The organism is Caballeronia sp. DA-9 (assembly GCF_051615025.1).
In the GTDB taxonomy this organism is placed as follows: Bacteria; Pseudomonadota; Gammaproteobacteria; order Burkholderiales; family Burkholderiaceae; genus Caballeronia; species Caballeronia sordidicola.
In genome coordinates, this window is the sequence record NZ_CP195132.1 from 1,124,548 (window position 1) to 1,142,872 (window position 18,325).

Below are 18,325 nucleotides of genomic sequence, written 5' to 3' on the forward strand. Positions count from 1 at the left end.
ACGGTCGTAATCACAAAAAAGTGATAACCTTCGAAATGTGGCTCCTGAAAGCGTTCCAAAATCAAGCGGGGAAGTGCGACACAAAAGAAGCATATCAACGAGGATCCGATGACCTGCAAGCTGCGTTTGATGTCCAAATGGAGTTTTTGTGTACAAGACCGCGACAGGAATGGTCCCGGCCACAGGCAGCGAAGCTGAGGATAAAAAAAGGTTTTCGCGACTATTTCGAGGTTAGGATCTTTGCGGACCGCGCTCAACAAAGACCGATTGGATACTTCGGGCCTGAGAACAACGATTTCACATTCCTACTGTGGGCCGTTGAGAAAGGTGACAAGCTTTACCCCGAGGCGTGGCACTCAAAGTGCGACACGCGGCGAGAGAGTCTACATGCAGGCTCCGCCACTGCGGTGCCATGGTCCAGCGAACAGGAGTTATTAAATGGATAAGGACAAGCTGAGAAAGCTTCGTAAGAAGCCGTACCGGACCGCCTATGCCAAACATAAGACGTTGCAAGGGTTGGCGTTCCAGATCAAGGAGCTGCGCGTGGCGCGCGGCCTAACGCAGTCCCAACTGGCCGCAAAGCTGGGGCTGCGAGGCCAATCGGCAATTGCCCGTTATGAAGATCCGTCTTACGGGAAGATGTCACTTCAGACGCTTTTGCGTATTGCAGAGGTATTAGATGTTGCGCTGCTGACAAAATTTGTTGGCTATTCAAAGTTTATTTTTGAAACACACGACGTAAGTCCGACAGCCTTGTACGCACCATCTTTTGAAGATGAAGATGCGGTCGGCGAACTTGATCGTGTGCAAGCAGCCACCGCGAACATAGAATTTAAGAACGCCGCAATGATGGTTCTAACCGATCTAAGTTCGAGCCAAACGTACTACCCGGCCATCTCGGCAACCACTGTTGAATGGTCAATCCCATCAATCAATTTTGAGAAGCTTGGCGACACCTCCGCGAATCAATACACCACCGACGATCGCTATGCCGAAAACTGTTGAAGTTCGCCAAGACCAGATGAGGTACGACTTAACTCTTCCGGACCAAGTCAACGAGGTTTTCATCGACGGCATCACACAGATGAATATAGGCATTCCGATCACGAAATTGGTATGTCACACCGTGACGTCTCCAGCGATAAAACCCGGTGATGTGGAACAACGGCAAGCGAATCTCACGCTAACCATCCCCACGTTGGCGTTGTATCAATTTCTTCACGGCCTTCTCGGAAACCTGGTCACTGACGAAGGAAAGAAGCAGCTTCTGACGGGCGCCGATGTAATAAACAAGTCTCTCATCACCGCGATCGAGAACTTCTCTGCCAACCCATCCAGCATTAAAAAATCGAACTAAGAAGTTTGCTTCGACACGACACAACCAGACTCCCAGTTCTGGGGGTTTTTGCTGTGTGTGCAATTCTAAATCGCACCATCGGCCTGAAAATTGCATTCCTCAGAGCGTTGGGCGCATGCCCGGCGATTCCGAGGATAGAAATGCGTCAGACATTTACAAAACCACGGTATTTTCGACGTAGCACGAGGCGGTTAGCGAACGAGTCCACGACCAGCGTGCGGTTGATGGAGCGGTCTTTGAGTCCACTGCTCCATGAAATGAAATTGAGGGAAGAACGAACGACCTGGCACGATTTCGTTATCGCTGCGGGCGCAGCATTGGTCGCAGCGGCGCTCGTGGTTATGTTTGCGCTCATCTGGACCCTGCAGCCGGCTATCTGATCTCTTTTGGATGATCTGCGCGCCAAGGTTCGTGAATCTCACGCCTGAGGCCGCTTGTTTGGCGCGTATCATGAGGGTGTCGTGTTCTCAGCGCGATCTCAGCAGTGTCTCTTGCGCCCGCCCATCCGCGGGCGTTTTTTTGTCCGCGGAATGGTCGTTCGACGGGCTTACGCAATTGCGGTCCCAATGGACGCGCGTCATCCCCGTTTCTTTCAAATTTTTCAATTTCTGACAGTTTTTGTTGTTGCTTTGCGCAATCATCTTTGATTCCGTTGCGCAGGAGTTCGTATGCACGCTGTTCCAGTCCTTTATAAGGATCACACCTTGAAACCGTTGGCAGTCGGTTCGCCCGGCAGCTATGCAGCAATGGTTATCGTGACGAATCCGTCCGGTGCGCAGTGGGCATCCGGCATCCTCGGCTACTTCGAGACCGAACAGAAAGCCTGCCAATTTGCGATTCGGTACGGCGAGTGGGAAGCCGACGGCAGAAAGCGCGCTCCTCCTAAGACTGACGGCCGGTTCACGTCTTAAAAACGGGGTCCGCGCTACTGATGTAAATCCCTACTTTGTTTCGTGTTCTTGACTAAACATAATTAACAGACAAAAACACGATCCGGGGCGCGTCATGTACGACTTGATCGACGAGGAACTCACCCATATCGAGACGATCGTCCGGCGGTGGCGGTCTGAGATCGAAGCAAGCTCGATACTCCCGCCTGCCTACTGGCGTGAGAAGCTGTACACATTGATCGCCGCTAACCACTTATCTCGATCACAGTTTCGACGGGCGGATGCGGCGCTCGCCCTGCTCAACTCGTGCTCCCCTGCCGCACCGGCAGCCAACGAGACACGGCCCGAGCAAACGGCCGAGACGACGGAGTACAGAACCATCACGCCCGCCGCTAGTTAGTTCGTGCAGTCAGATCCGATGTGACGTTTCGACATCATTCGAACGTTGCGGATCGAATGTTCTGATGTTAACTTGAAAGCTCAATTACAAAACCTTTCCGGGGACCATCAGAATGAAAAGAACAATTCTTCCGCTTTTCGCGGCATTGTCATTGGCTGCGTGCGGTGGTGGCGGAGACGGCCCCGCGAAAGCGGCGCCCGTAATGTCGATCCAATACTATGGCGCGCCCATGCCGCAAGCCAGCGGCGGTGTGACGGCCAAAGCCGCCGTAGCTGGCGCAGCATCCGACGCCGGCGCTTCAGAAACCATTGCCACACTGACGCAGGCCCTCGCCGCTCAAGGCGTCACGGCCGCGGTAACACCGATAACGATGTCAGCGACCGCCCTGCACGACTTGGTCATGAGCGTGAACGGTGGCGTCCGACCGACAAATGATCAGCTAACTGTTCAGCCCACTGGCTACGCTGTGGTGAATTTTCAGCTCGACGACATGGTCACGAGTCGCGACGATCCGAAGCAGGTAGCTGCACTCGACCAGTTTCAGTCCGACCTTACGACGTTTATCTTCCAGCAGGATCTTGCGGCCAAGCAGACGTTCATCCTGAGCGCTATCCCGACGTGCGACTTTCCGCCTGGACACACAGCCGCTGACGGGCTGAATCAAGCCATATCGAACGCGGTCGCGGTAGCGTTTGCGTTCCCGGTCGGCACAGTCGATCGCGGCATCGTGACGGACGCCAACGGCGTTACGACCGACCCTTACGTAATTGCTCATACGGCCTCGGACTGCCGCACTCCCGACGCCACAATGGTGGGCGTCTGGACAAATACTGCAGCCGCACGCATGGCTGTTAACTTCAAGGCAGGCCTAGACGGTTTGAAATAACATCCTTACAACAGACTTTTAAAGAATGCCCGCCCTGCGCGGGCTTTTTTTCGCCCATCGGTACTATCCGTCGCTGTCCCACAACGTGCGTGGACATTACGAGAAAAAAGATAAAGTCCAATGTATAGTTTTTCTTGACTTCAAGAGACTAGATTTTCTATACTTCACCTCAAGCGCTGACGAACCCCGGCGAAACGGACAGAGGATGAACGATGGACGCATAGCAACGCAAACCAGCCTGGCGCAAATCGACCGGCTTAAACAAGTCGATCAGCTTTACACGAAGATGCAGCAGTTCTTCGGCGCTTGCGCGATCGGCGCTGTGCTTGGCGCTTCGCTGTATGCAGTGCTGGCCTACGCAGCGGGTGCGCTGTGATCGGGTTCATTAAATTCGTTCTGATGTCGACGGCGGTTCTGGCGGCGACGGTTGCTCTCCTCGCTTTCATGCAATACGACGCTGATCAAGACGCGATGCGCACAGCTGTCTCAGCGCGCTCCCTGTAAAAGCTCACCTTTAGCGCAGATCATGAACATCTTATTGTTAGTACTGCTTGCTTGGGTGATCGGATCAATCCCGGTTGCAGCGGGCTTCTGCTACCTGATTTCGCAAGGCAAAAAGAAGGACGCATATAACCGCGAAGTCTTCCGACTGCTGTCAGCGCAACACTGAAATCCAATGCCCCGCACGACGGGGCTTAGTCAGTAGTAGTAACGCGGTACACGCCCCGGCAGAGCCGGAATAGCGAAGTTCTTTAAAAATTCAGCAAGCGCGGGCCGTAAGGCCAGAACACCGGAGATATTCCCCGCGCCGTTGTCGTCATGGTCGACACGAGATAGGCGAGAGCCAACCATTTCCTTCGGGACGCGGAACAAAGCAGTTTGCTCGCGTAGTAAGCAAACGCGCCTGCCTTAGCCATTTGAACAGGATTCGAATGGATGCGACAGAAGAGCGCGCTGGAGTCGGAGCCGATTCAATCGGGTGTAGTCGACCAAGCGCGCGGATTTACCAGTTTTCAGGTGTGCGGGTTGAGCCGTCGCACAGCGGTCCCTTACTTATGTGCATGGGATAGATGAACACAGCCTGCACGCCTGAAATCTGCAACGAAAGTGCACCCGGGTAGATGGGCAGCAAACCCCATCGGTGAGTGCGACTCGCTGGCCGACGAGTGATAAAGACTTCGCTACCGCGCCTTTATTCATGAGCTTGGCAAGCTGCGGTGATCACTATAGGCCATGAGACGGGCGCGCCCCCCGCCAGTGCGTCGCCGGACACGTAACCGGCACTGAACACGACGCGACGCGTCAAAAGTGGCTTGCTGCGCTCGGAACGAAGTGGCTGGGTCACCCGCAGTACGACGGTCATTACTCCCCCGAGTTGCACGCTCGGGCCGCTCGCTAACCGCTGCTCCCGAAAAAGCTCACCACCATGAACATCATTCATTTAGTACTACTTTTTTGGGCGTTTGCAGAAACTGCGGTGATTCTGTTCATCTACGGCGCTGCGATAGATGACGGTGGCCACAAAGCGCGGCGCGAAGCGGAACAGCGCGATGCCTGGGCTGACCGGATTGCATCAGGTCGGTAACCGAAAACTCGGAGCGGGACGCCGCGCTCGACATCCTGGCAGAGATCGATCCGAAAGTTCGCGCGATCTTCGTGAAGCGCCACCTGATTGAAGGCGCTCCGACGGTCGCGGCGACCACTACAAATCCCACCGGCCAGCAGGTCTATTCGACCGCTCAAACCGGCAACTGACAACCCGCACCGCGGCGGTATCGCGCGCAAGACTTCGTAGCACAACCCGTAACACGTGGAGGTTTCGATGAAGAAAGCATTTACGCAGACGCTCATGGAGTTGCGCGGCGGCGCAGTCGTTGAAGAAGCGACGAACGAGCTGAACACCCTGGTCGCGATGGTCCGTGATACCGGCAAGGCAGGAAAGATCACGATCACGCTCGAAGTGAAGCCGTTCGCGAAAGTTGCTGACGCACTCGAGGTCACCGGCAAGGTCGTGGCAACTCTACCGCGCGAGAAGGAAACCGCTGAGGTGTTCTTCCCGACCGTCGAGAACAACCTGTCGCGCCACAGCGAGCGCCAGACCGAACTTCCCGGCATCTCGCTTGCCGACACCCGCTCTGCCGCGCACGGCTAAGCACCCTTCCCCTTCCACTAACGGACATTTGCAATGAACAAGCTCGACTCTGTTTCAGGCGAACGCGATACCGCGGCCACTCTCGCAGCTGGCGCGGCGCTCGCGGAAACCCGCAAGAGCCCGCTCGCCGATGGCAAGCCCTTCGTGATCGTGCCGGATGGCTACGCGGTTCGTGAAATCACGGAAGTGTTCGATAACCCAGCGCGCGCCGTAGGCGTCATCAAGCTGCGTGACGCGAATAGCTTCGTTGCGTATTTTAATCGCCAAAAGCGCCCAGAAAGTTTGATCTATGCCTCGCTCGACCCAGCGAAGATTCTCGGTGTGATCGACGATCACCGCTCATACGAGGAAGGTTTTGCCGTCGGTCACGACGGGTCGAACTGGCGCAGCTACCGGGTGGAGTTCCCGGTGCCCGCCTCGCGCGAGTGGAAGACGTGGACCGGCAAGGATCGCCAAGCGCTTACGCAGCTCGAACTCGCGGAACTGATCGAAGACAACCTGCCGGACATCAAGTCGCCGGACGGCTCAACGATGTTGAGCGTCGCGCTGAACTTCGAGGCGAGCAAGGAAGGCAACTTCGTCTCTGCATCGCGCCTTCAAGACGGCAGCACGACCTTCGTATGGAAAGAAGACGTGAACGCCACCGGCAACAAGATTGCCATGCCCTCGCAGATCACTCTGTCGATTCCGGTTTTCGAGAACGGGCAGGCGTACGAGATCGACGCGCGGATCAAGTACCGGGTGAACAACGGCGTGCTGAAGATTTGGTACGAGCTCGTGCGGCCGCACAAAATTCTCGAAGCAGCGTTCCGCGCTGTCTGGGCACAGATTGAAGAACAGACCGGCACGAAGATCCTGCTCGGCTCGCCTGAATAACCCTCGTTCAACCACCGAGGAAAGCGTACCGGCGCTATATCCGGTTCCGACAACCGTGTGCCAACCACTGAGGCAATGATGGACGAACAACGCTACAAAGAGGCGCACAAGATGGTCGTGGAGTCCCTGGAGATGACTCTCGTCGCAATGCAAGCGGCGTGGATCGAATGGCGTCACGGAAAAGGTGCTGAAGAGGCAATGCAGTGGATCGAAAACACGCTTTCCGGTCCCGGCCTGATTCCTGACGAAGACGCGCCATACGGCAAAGAACCACAAGCATGGTTCGACGCGAACCAGCCGAACCCGAATCCTGTTTGCGCGTGCGGCCGGCCGTCGAACATCGTGTGGATGGGCAAAGGGTTTTGTTCGGAGGCTCACTACGACGTAGCAAAGGCCGAACACGATGCGCAAAAGCAGACTAACGCTGATGCGGTCTAACCGCTGAGGACGATATGAAGAAACTGATTCTCGCATGCGCCGTCTTGGCTGCTCTGGCTGGTTGCAGCGACGCGGATGTGGCCTCGAACAATCTGTCGAAAGCTGCTGACAACTTCCAGATTGAACGCCGTGTCGTGTTCTACAACGGCATCAATGGCGAGTACATGCTGACCATCGAAGGGCTCTGTTCGCTGGGCAACGCCGACAAGCCAAAGGAAGTCACGATCACGTGCAAGACCGGCCCGAGCAGCTACAAAAAGCACTTCCTCGGTCTGTCGGACAACGTCACGTACTTTGTCGAGCAGATGGATGCGGCTGACGTGAGCGTCTACCACTACAAGGTTGTGTTCAAGCCGTCGATGATCATCCCCGACATCTCCATCAAGTAACGGACTGAGGCCATATGACGAGAAAACATACCCTCGGTCCCTGGATGACGCTACCAGATGAGGCCAATAAGCCGTACGTCCGGATTCGTGGGAGCGTTGCGGGCAGTCGCTTCAAGATTGCCAATGTTTTGAAGCCGATCTATGACGACGCACCCGAGTGGGAAGAGGAAGAAACGCGGGCTAATGTTCGCTTGATTGAAGCCGCACCTGACTTGCTCGAAGCGTTGATGTTGACTGTCCGGTATCTCGACGAGCCGGCCGGCTGCACGGCGGAAATCATCCGCGACCGTGAAAAGTTCGAAGCCTTGCTGAATCGCGCGAAGAATTCTCAGAACGAGGCCATCACCAAAGCCCGGGCCGCAATCACCAAAGCGACCGGCGCCTGATTAAATCATAACGACTGAGGATGATATGAGCGAGAACAGCAAGATCGAATGGACAGATCACACGTTCAATCCGTGGGAAGGCTGTCAGAAAGTCGGCCCCGGATGCGATCACTGCTATGCGGAAACGCGCAACGCTCGCTTCTCAGGCGGCACGGCGGTGAACTGGGGACCTGGTGCCCCGCGACGGCGCACGTCGCTCGCGAATTGGCGCAAGCCGGTTGCATGGAACGCTGCGCACGCAGAGTTCTTCGCTACACACGGACGGCGCCAGCGCGTGTTTTGCGCATCACTCGCCGACGTATTTGATAACGCTATCGATCCGACGTGGCGCCGCGATCTGTTTGACTTGATTGCTCAGACGCCCGCCCTCGATTGGCTATTGCTGACGAAACGCATCGGCAACGTCATGTCGATGGTCAGCGAGACGGCTCAGTACCAGTTCGACCTGGAATGCCTGCAAAACCCGCGCATGCCTGAAAACGTCTGGATAGGCGCGACGATCGTCAACCAGGAAGAAGCTGATCGTGACATTCCGAAGTTGTTGAAAGTGCCGGCGAAGGTGCATTTTCTTTCAATGGAACCGTTGCTCGGGCCCGTCGATCTGGAGCGTCCAATGCCGGGGCCTGACCTTGACCAAGGCGGCGGCGGAAGAATCTGCCAACCATGGATGATTCAAAGCGGTATCGACTGGGTAATTGTTGGCGGCGAAAGCGGAAGAGACGCTCGCCCCATACATCCGGAATGGGCACGGGGAATTCGTGACCAATGTGAAGCCGCCGGCGTCCCCTTCTTGTTCAAGCAATGGGGCGAATGGGCACCCGGCGAGAACTGCGGTGGCCCGATGAAGCGTAGCGAGCGCGTCGCCGACTGGTGGAACGATGAATGGGAGTTCAGCACGATGACACCGGGCTCTGCGGCCGAGATGCATGTCGACGATGAGCCCGTCGTCTATCGCTGCGGCAAGAAGGTCGCGGGCCGGATGCTCGACGGACGCACTCATGACGAATTCCCGCGCGCCGCACATCGCGCGTCCTGATCTCCACCCCATGCCGCGCACTACTGGCGGCACACCCTATCTTTGAGGCATGTGATGACCGTCAAATTTCCACCGAAGCCGCGCTTCTTTTGGATCGGCGAAGAAAGCGAAATGTTCGTGGCCGAGTCCTTCGAGCAGCTCATCGAGGAAAGCTCGTGCTGCGGAACAGGTATCGAAAAGATCGTCGACGGCATCCCTGTTAATTACGAAGGTGAGCCGGTCGAATGGGGCGAGTTCACGGGCAGTGAGCGCATGACAATTCGCAATTGCGACGAAAACGAACGGCCGCTTGAGCGCATGACTGGATCGCTGCATGACATCTATGCATGGACCGATGGCGGACGCTACGCGATGCCGGTCATGTTCATGACGGCATACAACTGAGCGAGGAAATCATGAGCAGAAGCGGATACAGCGATGACTACGACGAGGACGGCGCTGGTGGATTGTGGCGCGGCGCCGTAGAGCGCGCAATCCGTGGCAAGCGCGGCCAGGCAGCACTCAAGGAATTGGCGGCAGCGATGGATGCGATGCCGAATAAGGTCCTCGCCGCCGAATCGCTTGTGACGGCAGATGGTCAGTTTTGCACGCTCGGTGTCCTCGGGCAGGTTCGCGGAATCGACATGAACCCGATTGACCCAGAAGACTGGGACGCCGTCGCGCGGGTTTTCAATCTCGCGCCCGCCATGGTGCGCGAGATTGTCTACGAGAACGACGAAACGATCTGCGATTACGAATGGGTCGACGTAGAGATCTGCGGACCGATGGAAACGCGGTTCCAGCAGCAACACAACCGCTCAGTGCGCGTCGCGATCCCGGAACAAATGATTGGGCCGAAGCGCTGGAAGCTGATGCGCGCTTGGGTCGAGTCCAACATCGTCAAGGAAACAGCATGAAAGATTGGACCAACGCCTGCCACTTTGGCGACTGCCGCGACACGATGCGCGCAATGATCGCTGATGGCGTGAAGGTGCAGACGATCGTCACGTCGCCGCCCTATTGGGGTCTGCGCGACTACGGCGTCGATGGCCAGATCGGTCATGAGCCGACGTTGCGCGAGTTCATCGAGACGCTCACCGACGTGTTCGAACTGTGCCGCGAGCTGCTTGCTGATGATGGAACGGCTTGGGTGAACATGGGCGACAGCTACGCCGGATCATGGGGAAGCCAAGGGCGCGATTACAGCGGCGTTGGCGTCGCATCGCTGAGCGCTCGGCAGGTTGCCGCTTCCCAGCGCAAAGCAAGCGGAACAGGCACTATCCGCGATGATGGGATCAAGGCGAAGGATTTGATGGGCCAACCGTGGCGGCTTGCTTTCGCGCTGCAGGACGCTGGCTGGTACTTGCGTCAGGACATCATCTGGCACAAGCCGAATCCAATGCCAGAGTCCACACGCGACCGCTGCACCAAGGCTCACGAATATCTTTTTCTTTTGTCGAAGAAATCAAAGTACTTCTACGACAACGAGGCTATTCGCACGCCGTCTGCGTCGATAGCAAATTACAAGATGCCGGATGGATGGGACACGGCGCCGGGCGCGCATGGCTCATATCACCCTCAAGGTCGGGAAAAGGGGCGCACCGCAGGCAATGTTAATCCGCCGAAAGGTGCGGTCGCATACGCCGAAGGCGACGAGCGGCATCGCACGAAAGCGGGTTTGTTGGCCTTTGCCGAAAAGACACGTGCATCGCGTGACAACTTCAAGCGCGAGGATTCGAAGCGCGCAGTTGCGCATCCCGGCCAGACCATGGGTACACATCGCCCAGACCGCGCCGACAGTGAATACGACCTGACGACTGCAAACCGCCGGAGCGTTTGGACGATCGCGACCGAAGCATACCCAGGCGCGCATTTCGCCACGTTCCCAGAAGCGTTAGTCGAGCCGTGCGTTCTTGCTGGGTCGCGGCCTGGCGACATCGTTTTTGATCCGTTCTTCGGCAGCGGGACGACCGGGGCTGTAGCGTCGCGTCTCGGCCGGCGGTGGATCGGTTGTGAACTGAATCCGGCTTACGAACCGCTGCAGCGCGATCGCCTTCGCCAGCCGGGCCTAATGTTGGAGAACGCGTGACCACCGATCCACTAGGCCGCGCCGACGCCCACTCGCTTGACCACTATTGTTCTGCGACGAATCCGACATTGCAACTCACGCAACGCCTTGCGCATGACCTGCTGGTTCTAGTGGCAAACCGGGAGCGATGCGAGATCCGGTTGCAAGTCGGCAATGCGCCGGCATTCACACGAATTGCGGAGCGGTCATAAGATCCGGAACCGAGCTTGGCGCCGATTATTTACGTGCTCGCTCTTTGCGAGCGACGTAGGGCTTATCTGTGGTGCGGCGCAATGCTGCCTTCCGTTCGGTTCGCAGCATATCGATAATTCGAAGCGTGTCTTGCATTACGCCGAGCTGGGCGCTTTGCCACTCTGGCGTACCCGTTGCAAAATCTTCCGGGTTTCCTTTTCCCTGTGCCGTTCGTATCGCAGCGATGCTGAGATCAAAGGCTTTTGTCTCACTGATTTTGCGCATATATCCTCCTTTTAAGGATTCAGCACAACTACTCCGCGCTGCCGTTCCGTGTTTTAGGGATAACGCTCTGCAAAATATCGGGAGGGACGCGCATGAGATCCGCAGCAAAATCTGCAATGACATGCGTCCATTCAACGCTTCCTATAGGGAAGTCATTGGGATTCGGCTTCCCTTGTGCACGTCGTATGGCGACCATCGCCAACGCCAACGCGCGCGCTTTTAGGAATGCCGGATCATCGTCATCGGCTCTTTGCGCCTTTGCTTGGTCCATTGTTTCTCTCAGAGTCTTATCTCGCCGCTCGGTATCGTCCGTGCGGTCGCATCAGCGTTAGTACAACCCACTACGTTGTTATCGGCGATTGATCCAAAAACTGTAGCCCAGGAACCGGGAGCTCTTCGATCTCATGAGGTCGCAACCCGGCTGCCTTGTCCGCCAACCTTCTCTCGCCAAGCTTTGCCCTGACACCGAACCTCGGCGGCATGGGCTTGGCATCGGCAGTCCAATAGGGTGCAACCGCTACCCCTTAAGCCGGTGCTACTCCGCATCGTCCGAAAGAGCTTCGATCTCTTGCTGTATCAGGGCATGCACGATTTTTTTTACTTCCATCCGACAGCTCGGCCCTGCCAGCCGCGCAGCGTCGGCATGCAGTATCGAAATGGCTTCGTCCCTCACGACATCGAAGTCGTAATAAAAACTGCCATCCCATCTCGCGTCGCTGACGCTGAAACCAACGCTATAGGCCAGCTTTTTCCCGGTTTTCCTTCGGTAGGTGAAACGGAATTCGTGATCACGGTGAAGGCTCATGATTTCCATCCAAAGAGTGCTGGCTTGCAAAGCGCCGAGTGACGAAGGAGCGCTGTAGACCGCCGCTCCGCCATCTGCCTCTTTCGCTATTCCGTGAATCGGAAACCGCTGCCTACCCGCACGAAGGCGGCGTATTCAGCAATCGTTTAACACTATTGAAGCAAGTTTAGGACCAGCCAAACGCGGCCGGATACAAAGGACTAGAAAATGAGACGTGACTTGATGACGCTCGCGCTGGACTTGGGCAGCGAATTGATCATTGACAACTTTGCCGGTGGCGGAGGCACCAGCGAAGGACTTGAACAAGCGTTCGGCCGTCCGGTCGATATTGCGATCAACCACGATCCTCAGGCGCTCGCGATGCACGCTGCGAACCATCCGCGCACGAAGCACCTGTGCGAAAGCGTGTGGGACGTAGATCCGATCAAGGTCACCAACAATCAGCCGGTCGGCCTTGTCTGGCTGTCGCCAGATTGCAAGCACTTCAGCAAGGCCAAAGGTGGAAAACCAGTCGAGAAAAAGATTCGCGGCTTGGCCTGGGTCACGTTGCGCTGGGCGGCAAAGTGCAAACCGCGCGTGATCATGCTCGAGAACGTCGAAGAATTTAAGACGTGGGGGCCGCTCGTCATCGATGCGGACGGCAACGCCAAACCGGACTCTGCAAAGAAAGGGAAAACGTTCGATAGCTTCGTGCGTCAATTGCGCGAGCACGGCTATAACGTCGAGCACCGCGAGCTGCGTGCGAGCGACTTCGGTACGCCGACGATCCGCAAGCGCTTCTTCCTCGTCGCGCGGCGCGACGGCATTCCTATCGTGTGGCCGGCGCCGACGCACGGTGCGCCGGACAAGATCGGTGTCAAATCCGGAAAGCTGCAACCATGGCGCACCGCCGCTGAATGCATCGACTGGTCTGCGCCCTGCCCGTCGATCTTCGAACGCAACCGGCCGCTGGCCGAAGCGACGTTGCGCCGGATCGCTAAAGGAATTATGCGGTACGTGGTCAACAGTCCATCGCCGTTTTTAGTTGGGCAAGGTGGTCCGATCTATGCCGGGAAGCCTGTAACGGTAGCGCAGCCCTTCGGCACGCTGACGACTGAGAATCATCGATCTCTCGTCGTACCGAGCATCGTTCCGGTCACGCACCAAGGCGGAGATCGCAACGAGGCGATCGACGAGCCGATGCGCACGATAACCGGGGCGCACCGCGGCGAGAAAGCGCTGATGGCGGCCACGCTTGTTCAAACCGGCTACGGCGAACGCGAGGGGCAAGCGCCGCGCGCGCTGGACATCGAGAAGCCGCTTGGCACCGTTGTCAGCGGTACATCGAAGCACGCGTTGGTCAGCGCCTTTCTGGCGAAGCATTACACGGGCGTCGTTGGGTCAGACCTCGAAGAACCGACCGGCACCGTGACGTCGACCGATCATCACAGCCTTGTGTCAGCGTGCCTGGTAGGCGTCGGCGCGCGCGCCGGCCAGAGCCGGCCGCGCGGCATCGAAGAACCAACGGCGACCGTGACGGCAAAGTACGACACGGCGCTTGTCACTAGCAATCTCATCAAACTGCGCGGCACGAGCACAGCGGCCGCCACCGACGAACCGCTTGCCACGGTAAGCGCCGGCGGCCAGCATCACGCCGAAGTACGAGCCTTCTTGCTCAGCTACTACGGAACGGACCAAGCGCCGCAGCTCGACGGGCCGCTTGCCACCGTCACTAGCCGCGATCGCTTCGGGCTGGTCACGATCCACGGGCAGGACTATCAGATTGTCGACATCGGTCTGCGCATGCTCATGCCGCGCGAACTGTTCCGGGCGCAAGGATTCCCTGAGCACTACATCATCGGAGACGACGCCGCACAGGGCCTACAACTCACGAAGAGCGCCCAGGTGCGCATGTGTGGTAACTCGGTCTGCCCGCCGATGGCTAAGGCACTGATCGTCGCCAACTTCGCCCATGAGAAAGAACTGGCTTACGCGGCCGCATAAGGACAATCATGACCGACGAACTCGAACAGATGAGCCCAAATCAACGGCGTGCGCGCGGCAAAGCGCTTTCCGCGCTCGAAGCAATGTCCTCGATATGGGCGGCTGAGATTCGTCTCAGCGAGATTTCAGCAGGGATCGCTGCGTTGCCCGATGAGGCAGACCGGGCCAAACGAATCGCGGCGATGATCGAGCAGGGGTTTATCGAAGGCGCGTATCGGCACTACCTTGACCATAGAGATAAGTGCGACGAACTCGCCATCCTGCAATCCGCCCGCGCCACGCCAGCGGAACAAGAGCCGGTGGCGCTCCCGGCATGGCGCAGGGCGCCCAAAGACGAGCATCCGTATGCAAAGAAAATGCGCGAAGCCCATGAGCAAAAATACGGGAACCTTGCGGGTATCGTAGACGCATTCAACATCTACAGAAACATCGTAGAACGATTTCGCAGGCCATATAACGGTGAAATGTCTGATCGTGTAACGAACGCCGATCTTGAAGCGGCTGAACAAGAAATGCTCTCGCAAATCCGCGAAGAAATTCGGTGGATTCTCACATCCCAACCCCCGCAAAAGGATGCAGACCATATTGAGGCGCAGAGCGTGCCAGTGGCGTGGCTACATGACGCGCTTGAATACATCAAGGAGGGCATCGAATCCGAAGGGCCTCTAGAAGCCGAGCACAGCATTGAAGCGAGGCGATTAATCTCGACCGCGCCCCAATCCCTGCAATCCGATGCGCAGAGCGTGCGGGATGAGGAACTCGCCGAAGCAAAAAAACACATCGCAGATCTGCAAAAGGCCCTGTTTTACTGGATGCCGTCGATTGCTGGACAACCAAATCCAGATGGCGAGCGAGCGGCAAATGATGCGTATCTGCTGTTTGGGTGGGCGGCAGGTGACGAAGAAAACTGCTATGGCGACCGTGCGCGGGATGCGGCGCTAGATGAAGCTGCTGCAATGTTTGAGCGGGTATATCCGGGAGTTGCTGACCGCATCAGAGGTCTGAAGTCAGCACCGCCCCAGAAACCAGAGGATGCATCGTGAAAAGAACGCTTTGGTATCCGGCATCGATCGACCCGGTAAGAGCCGGTTATTACGAGGTCTCGTACTGGGGGACCATGCCGCCAGAGGAAAGATATTGGAATGGCAACACATGGCTTTATCACAAAGCATCGGTGTACTGCTTGTTCGGCCAAAAAGAAAGCGACAAATGGCGTGGTCTTACGGCGCCTCAGAAACCATTAAGCGATGAGGTGAAGCCATGAGCGCGATCTTCAGCGCCTGCGGGTTATACCGCTACCGGCTCGAACGCGAGGGCTTGCCAACAGGAATCGTCATTGCCTATTTCGGCGTGAACGGTTCAACGGCCAACGCGGTTAAGCCGGATCATACAGTCACGAAATGGCGCGGCTTCATGTTGCTCAACAAGGGTCGCCGGATGATCGTCGGCAATCCCTTCGCCTTCTGTGCGACCGACGTGCGCGAGCTGGCGGCGGCAGTCGATCCGGTTGGTCCTGACAACGATATGCATCTCGCTCAGATCATCGCCGATGCAGACGTGCTGGTGCCTGGGTGGGGACCGCGAACGAAGGTTCCGAAGCGCTTGCGCTACCGATACGACGAGGTCGAAGCGATGCTCGTGGCAAGTGGAAAGCCGATGAAATGTTTCGGGCTGTCGAAGTCAGGCGATCCATTGCACCCGCTCATGCTCGCATACGACACGCCGCTTATTAACTGGCAACCTGCAAGCACCCTTGCTTTGGCTGAGTAACTCCCGCTCTACGCGGGGAGAGGAAGACTTATGACCGTAACTGCATATCCGCTTCAATGGCCGACGGGTCGAAAGCGAACAGAGAGCCACCGCCGCTCACGCGCGCGATTTGAGTCCACGTTCGCCGTGGCGCGCGATGAACTGATAGCCGAAGTGCGGCGTCTCGGTGGCCGTAACCTTGTGATCTCAACCAACATTCCGCTTCGTCAGGATGGCTTGCCCTACGCCAGCTATCGCAAGATCGAGGATGAAGGCGTTGCTGTCTACTTCACCTATGAAGGACAGCCCATGAGCTTCGCCTGCGATCGTTGGGACCGCGTCGAGCACAACATGCAAGCGATCGTGAAGACCATCGACGCGTTGCGCGGTATCGCGCGATGGGGCACTGGCGACATGATGAAGGCAGCGTTCACTGGATTCACGGCGTTGCCAGCGCCGAACGCGCACCCAACATGGCGTGACGTGCTTGCAGTAAGTGCCAGCGAATCTAACCTGGATGTCGTGCGTCGGCATTACCGGCTTGCGGCGAGCGTGAATCATCCAGACAAAGGCGGCTCGCACGAAGTCATGGCGAGGTTGAATGCCGCGCTGGCGCAAGCTGAGAAGGAATTGAGATGAAAATGTTCCGAGACAAATTCAAATGTCCGAAGTGCAAGGCAAGTCGAGTCGTTATGCGCCGCGGCGAAACGTCCGGCAAGAAAGTGGCGACCTACTGCCAAGCGTGCAGGAAAGACAGCATCGTCGTTGCCGGAACACCGACGATTTCGAAGTAACGCACGTACAAGCAGTCTTGGCGATTAGGAGCAGCATGCCGTGAAACGAAAGCCATCCAACATCCGACCGGCCGCTGATCGCTATTGCGAGAAAGTAGAGGCGGCCCTGGTCAAGAAATTTAATCGATCAGCCGAAGTGGCCGCCAAATGGGTCGATGACGATTACGACAGCCTCATGGACGCACTGGATGCTGGGCAATCGGTCGATCAGGCGGCTCACGAGTTGTTCATGAAGAAGGTGAAGATTTGATGCAGCACATAGACGCGCTATTGCGCATCGCAGCAACCTATTAGGAGTTGCCGGCATGGCACAAGCACAACTGATCCTTGTTTCATCGTGGGCGGCCACGATCTTTCCCGACTGGAAGCCGCATCCGAACACGCTGCGCAACTGGGTGCACAACGGCAAGATTCGGCCGGCACCGAAGAAGATCGGAAACAAGTATTTTTGCGATCCGAAAGCGGAATACGTTGACCCGGTCGCCGACAAAATTGAGAGGATGACACGTGGCCGCTAGGCGTCGAATTGCATCGCGCCGCAATTGGCCGATGAATCTATACAAGAACGGACAAGGCTATTACTGGTTCAAAAACCCTGCCACCGGCGAACCCTTCGGGCTCGGTCGCGACTTCAAGGTTGCCGCCGCCCAGGCGCGCACGGCCAACGCCGAACTCGAGAGACGCAAAGGTGCTGTCAGCCTGCTTCAACGGATGGACGGTGCAGACGTCTCGCTCAAGGACTACTGCACCACCTATGAGAACATGCGCTTGACAGGCAACGCCAGCACAATCAGCGGTATGAAGGCGGCGCTGAATGCCATACGTGCTGCGGACTTCGCGAAGAACACAATCGGTCTTATTACGCCAAAGGAGATCGCGGCATTCATTCGTGAAAGCGAGGCGACGCGTGGCCCTAACGCCGCGGCAAAAATCCGTAACCGCTTGGTCGACGTTTATCGCGACGCAATCGAGAATGGTCTGGTGGAAGTTGGGAAAAGTCCGGTTGAGTCGGTGCTGAAGCCGAAGTCGGATGTGAAGCGTACGCGACTTACGCTCGACGACTTCAAGGCAATCCTCGCTGAGGCGCGCAAGGAACGCGTTGATTGTTGGATTGCAAACGCAATGGAACTCGCGCTCATGTGCGGGCAGCGCCGCGAGGACATCGCAAAGATGCGGTTTGAAGACATCAAAGACGGGTATCTGCTGGTCGAGCAATCGAAGGGCAAGGAAGGCAAGCGCGCGAAGCTGCGCATCCCACTCGGCCTGCGACTCGATGCCATGGGGATGACTTTGGAAGATGTACTTAAAAAGTGCCGCGACCAGGTTCTATCGAAAAACGTGATCCACCTCGTGCGCAAGACCGGCAACGTAGAACCCGGCACGGCGCCAAAGAGTGGCACGCTCAGTATCAAGTTCGCGCACTTCCGCGATAAGGCAAAGCTCGCCGTACCGGCCGGCCGCACGCCGGCGAGTTTTCATGAAATCCGATCTCTTGCCGCGCGCCTCTATACCGAGGAGTACGGACAAGATTTCGCCCAGGCTCTCCTCGGCCACAAGTCCGGGAAAATGACCAGCCTTTACCGCGACGTCCGGGGTCGAGAATGGACGGAAATCAAGCTTAAGGCTGGCTAGAATTTTGGACGAATATTGGATGAATTTT

At 57.1% G+C, this 18,325-nt stretch carries 26 protein-coding genes; 23 read left to right on the plus strand and 3 right to left on the minus strand.

Going from position 1 to position 18,325, the window contains the following annotated elements; translation table 11 throughout:
• Positions 1-438 precede the first annotated feature (438 nt).
• The 16 genes from ACRWA7_RS11440 (at position 439) to ACRWA7_RS11515 (ending at position 10,878) form a co-directional block, all read left to right on the plus strand.
• A complete protein-coding gene (locus ACRWA7_RS11440; RefSeq protein ID WP_438391117.1) occupies positions 439-1,005 on the plus strand; it encodes a helix-turn-helix domain-containing protein in 567 nt (188 codons plus the stop codon).
• Complete coding sequence (locus tag ACRWA7_RS11445; RefSeq protein ID WP_438391118.1) at positions 989-1,357, plus strand: hypothetical protein; 369 nt, start codon at positions 989-991, stop codon at positions 1,355-1,357. The genes ACRWA7_RS11440 and ACRWA7_RS11445 overlap by 17 nt, the downstream gene beginning before the upstream one ends.
• A gap of 668 nt (positions 1,358-2,025) precedes the next feature.
• A complete protein-coding gene (locus ACRWA7_RS11450) occupies positions 2,026-2,268 on the plus strand; it encodes a hypothetical protein (protein ID WP_438391119.1) in 243 nt (80 codons plus the stop codon).
• Between the two features lie 94 nt (positions 2,269-2,362).
• Entirely contained in the window at positions 2,363-2,647 is a 285-nt protein-coding gene (locus ACRWA7_RS11455; protein WP_438391120.1) for a hypothetical protein, read from the plus strand.
• 202 nt (positions 2,648-2,849) lie between these two features.
• Positions 2,850-3,533 carry a hypothetical protein gene (locus ACRWA7_RS11460; protein ID WP_438391121.1) on the plus strand — a complete coding sequence of 228 codons (684 nt, stop codon included), beginning with the start codon at positions 2,850-2,852 and terminating at the stop codon, positions 3,531-3,533.
• A 205-nt stretch (positions 3,534-3,738) separates the two neighbouring features.
• On the plus strand, positions 3,739-3,909 hold the full coding sequence (locus ACRWA7_RS11465) for a hypothetical protein (protein WP_438391122.1): 171 nt from the start codon (positions 3,739-3,741) through the stop codon (positions 3,907-3,909).
• A gap of 1,050 nt (positions 3,910-4,959) precedes the next feature.
• Complete coding sequence (locus ACRWA7_RS11470) at positions 4,960-5,118, plus strand: hypothetical protein (protein ID WP_438391123.1); 159 nt, start codon at positions 4,960-4,962, stop codon at positions 5,116-5,118.
• Between the two features lie 237 nt (positions 5,119-5,355).
• Positions 5,356-5,685, plus strand: a complete 330-nt coding sequence (locus ACRWA7_RS11475) for a hypothetical protein (RefSeq protein ID WP_438391124.1) — start codon at positions 5,356-5,358, stop codon at positions 5,683-5,685.
• Between the two features lie 33 nt (positions 5,686-5,718).
• Complete coding sequence (locus ACRWA7_RS11480) at positions 5,719-6,561, plus strand: DUF2303 family protein (RefSeq protein WP_438391125.1); 843 nt, start codon at positions 5,719-5,721, stop codon at positions 6,559-6,561.
• Positions 6,562-6,618: 57 nt separating this feature from the next.
• A complete protein-coding gene (locus ACRWA7_RS11485) occupies positions 6,619-6,999 on the plus strand; it encodes a hypothetical protein (RefSeq protein ID WP_438391126.1) in 381 nt (126 codons plus the stop codon).
• Between the two features lie 14 nt (positions 7,000-7,013).
• On the plus strand, positions 7,014-7,388 hold the full coding sequence (locus ACRWA7_RS11490) for a hypothetical protein (RefSeq protein WP_438391127.1): 375 nt from the start codon (positions 7,014-7,016) through the stop codon (positions 7,386-7,388).
• Between the two features lie 14 nt (positions 7,389-7,402).
• On the plus strand, positions 7,403-7,774 hold the full coding sequence (locus ACRWA7_RS11495; protein ID WP_438391128.1) for a hypothetical protein: 372 nt from the start codon (positions 7,403-7,405) through the stop codon (positions 7,772-7,774).
• Positions 7,775-7,799: 25 nt separating this feature from the next.
• Positions 7,800-8,810, plus strand: coding sequence for a phage Gp37/Gp68 family protein (locus tag ACRWA7_RS11500; protein WP_438391129.1), 1,011 nt, complete (start codon positions 7,800-7,802; stop codon positions 8,808-8,810).
• A 54-nt stretch (positions 8,811-8,864) separates the two neighbouring features.
• Positions 8,865-9,194: a hypothetical protein gene (locus ACRWA7_RS11505; protein ID WP_438391130.1), complete on the plus strand. Its 330-nt coding sequence runs from the start codon at positions 8,865-8,867 to the stop codon at positions 9,192-9,194.
• Between the two features lie 11 nt (positions 9,195-9,205).
• Complete coding sequence (locus ACRWA7_RS11510; RefSeq protein WP_438391131.1) at positions 9,206-9,706, plus strand: hypothetical protein; 501 nt, start codon at positions 9,206-9,208, stop codon at positions 9,704-9,706.
• Positions 9,703-10,878: a DNA-methyltransferase gene (locus ACRWA7_RS11515; RefSeq protein ID WP_438391132.1), complete on the plus strand. Its 1,176-nt coding sequence runs from the start codon at positions 9,703-9,705 to the stop codon at positions 10,876-10,878. Before ACRWA7_RS11510 ends, ACRWA7_RS11515 begins: the two co-directional genes overlap by 4 nt.
• A gap of 216 nt (positions 10,879-11,094) precedes the next feature.
• Here the strand turns inward: ACRWA7_RS11515 and ACRWA7_RS11520 are convergent, their stop codons facing one another.
• The 3 genes from ACRWA7_RS11520 to ACRWA7_RS11530 form a co-directional block, all read right to left on the minus strand.
• Positions 11,095-11,334, minus strand: a complete 240-nt coding sequence (locus ACRWA7_RS11520) for a hypothetical protein (protein ID WP_438391133.1) — start codon at positions 11,332-11,334, stop codon at positions 11,095-11,097.
• Positions 11,335-11,362: 28 nt separating this feature from the next.
• Positions 11,363-11,605, minus strand: a complete 243-nt coding sequence (locus ACRWA7_RS11525; protein ID WP_438391134.1) for a hypothetical protein — start codon at positions 11,603-11,605, stop codon at positions 11,363-11,365.
• Between the two features lie 264 nt (positions 11,606-11,869).
• Positions 11,870-12,139 (minus strand): hypothetical protein, encoded by a 270-nt coding sequence (locus tag ACRWA7_RS11530; protein ID WP_438391135.1) that lies wholly within the window; start codon positions 12,137-12,139, stop codon positions 11,870-11,872.
• A 207-nt stretch (positions 12,140-12,346) separates the two neighbouring features.
• On the opposite strand from ACRWA7_RS11530, the gene ACRWA7_RS11535 reads away from it, so the two are divergent.
• The 7 genes from ACRWA7_RS11535 (at position 12,347) to ACRWA7_RS11565 (ending at position 18,297) form a co-directional block, all read left to right on the plus strand.
• Positions 12,347-14,122: a DNA cytosine methyltransferase gene (locus ACRWA7_RS11535; RefSeq protein ID WP_438391136.1), complete on the plus strand. Its 1,776-nt coding sequence runs from the start codon at positions 12,347-12,349 to the stop codon at positions 14,120-14,122.
• Positions 14,123-14,130: 8 nt separating this feature from the next.
• Entirely contained in the window at positions 14,131-15,165 is a 1,035-nt protein-coding gene (locus ACRWA7_RS11540) for a hypothetical protein (RefSeq protein WP_438391137.1), read from the plus strand.
• Positions 15,166-15,382: 217 nt separating this feature from the next.
• Entirely contained in the window at positions 15,383-15,892 is a 510-nt protein-coding gene (locus ACRWA7_RS11545; protein ID WP_438391138.1) for a DUF1643 domain-containing protein, read from the plus strand.
• A gap of 30 nt (positions 15,893-15,922) precedes the next feature.
• Positions 15,923-16,510 (plus strand): hypothetical protein, encoded by a 588-nt coding sequence (locus ACRWA7_RS11550; RefSeq protein ID WP_438391139.1) that lies wholly within the window; start codon positions 15,923-15,925, stop codon positions 16,508-16,510.
• 195 nt (positions 16,511-16,705) lie between these two features.
• Positions 16,706-16,915 carry a hypothetical protein gene (locus ACRWA7_RS11555; RefSeq protein ID WP_438391140.1) on the plus strand — a complete coding sequence of 70 codons (210 nt, stop codon included), beginning with the start codon at positions 16,706-16,708 and terminating at the stop codon, positions 16,913-16,915.
• Between the two features lie 55 nt (positions 16,916-16,970).
• Positions 16,971-17,183, plus strand: coding sequence for an excisionase (locus ACRWA7_RS11560; RefSeq protein WP_438391141.1), 213 nt, complete (start codon positions 16,971-16,973; stop codon positions 17,181-17,183).
• A 31-nt stretch (positions 17,184-17,214) separates the two neighbouring features.
• Positions 17,215-18,297 (plus strand): tyrosine-type recombinase/integrase, encoded by a 1,083-nt coding sequence (locus tag ACRWA7_RS11565; RefSeq protein WP_438391143.1) that lies wholly within the window; start codon positions 17,215-17,217, stop codon positions 18,295-18,297.
• The last annotated feature ends 28 nt before the right edge of the window (positions 18,298-18,325 follow it).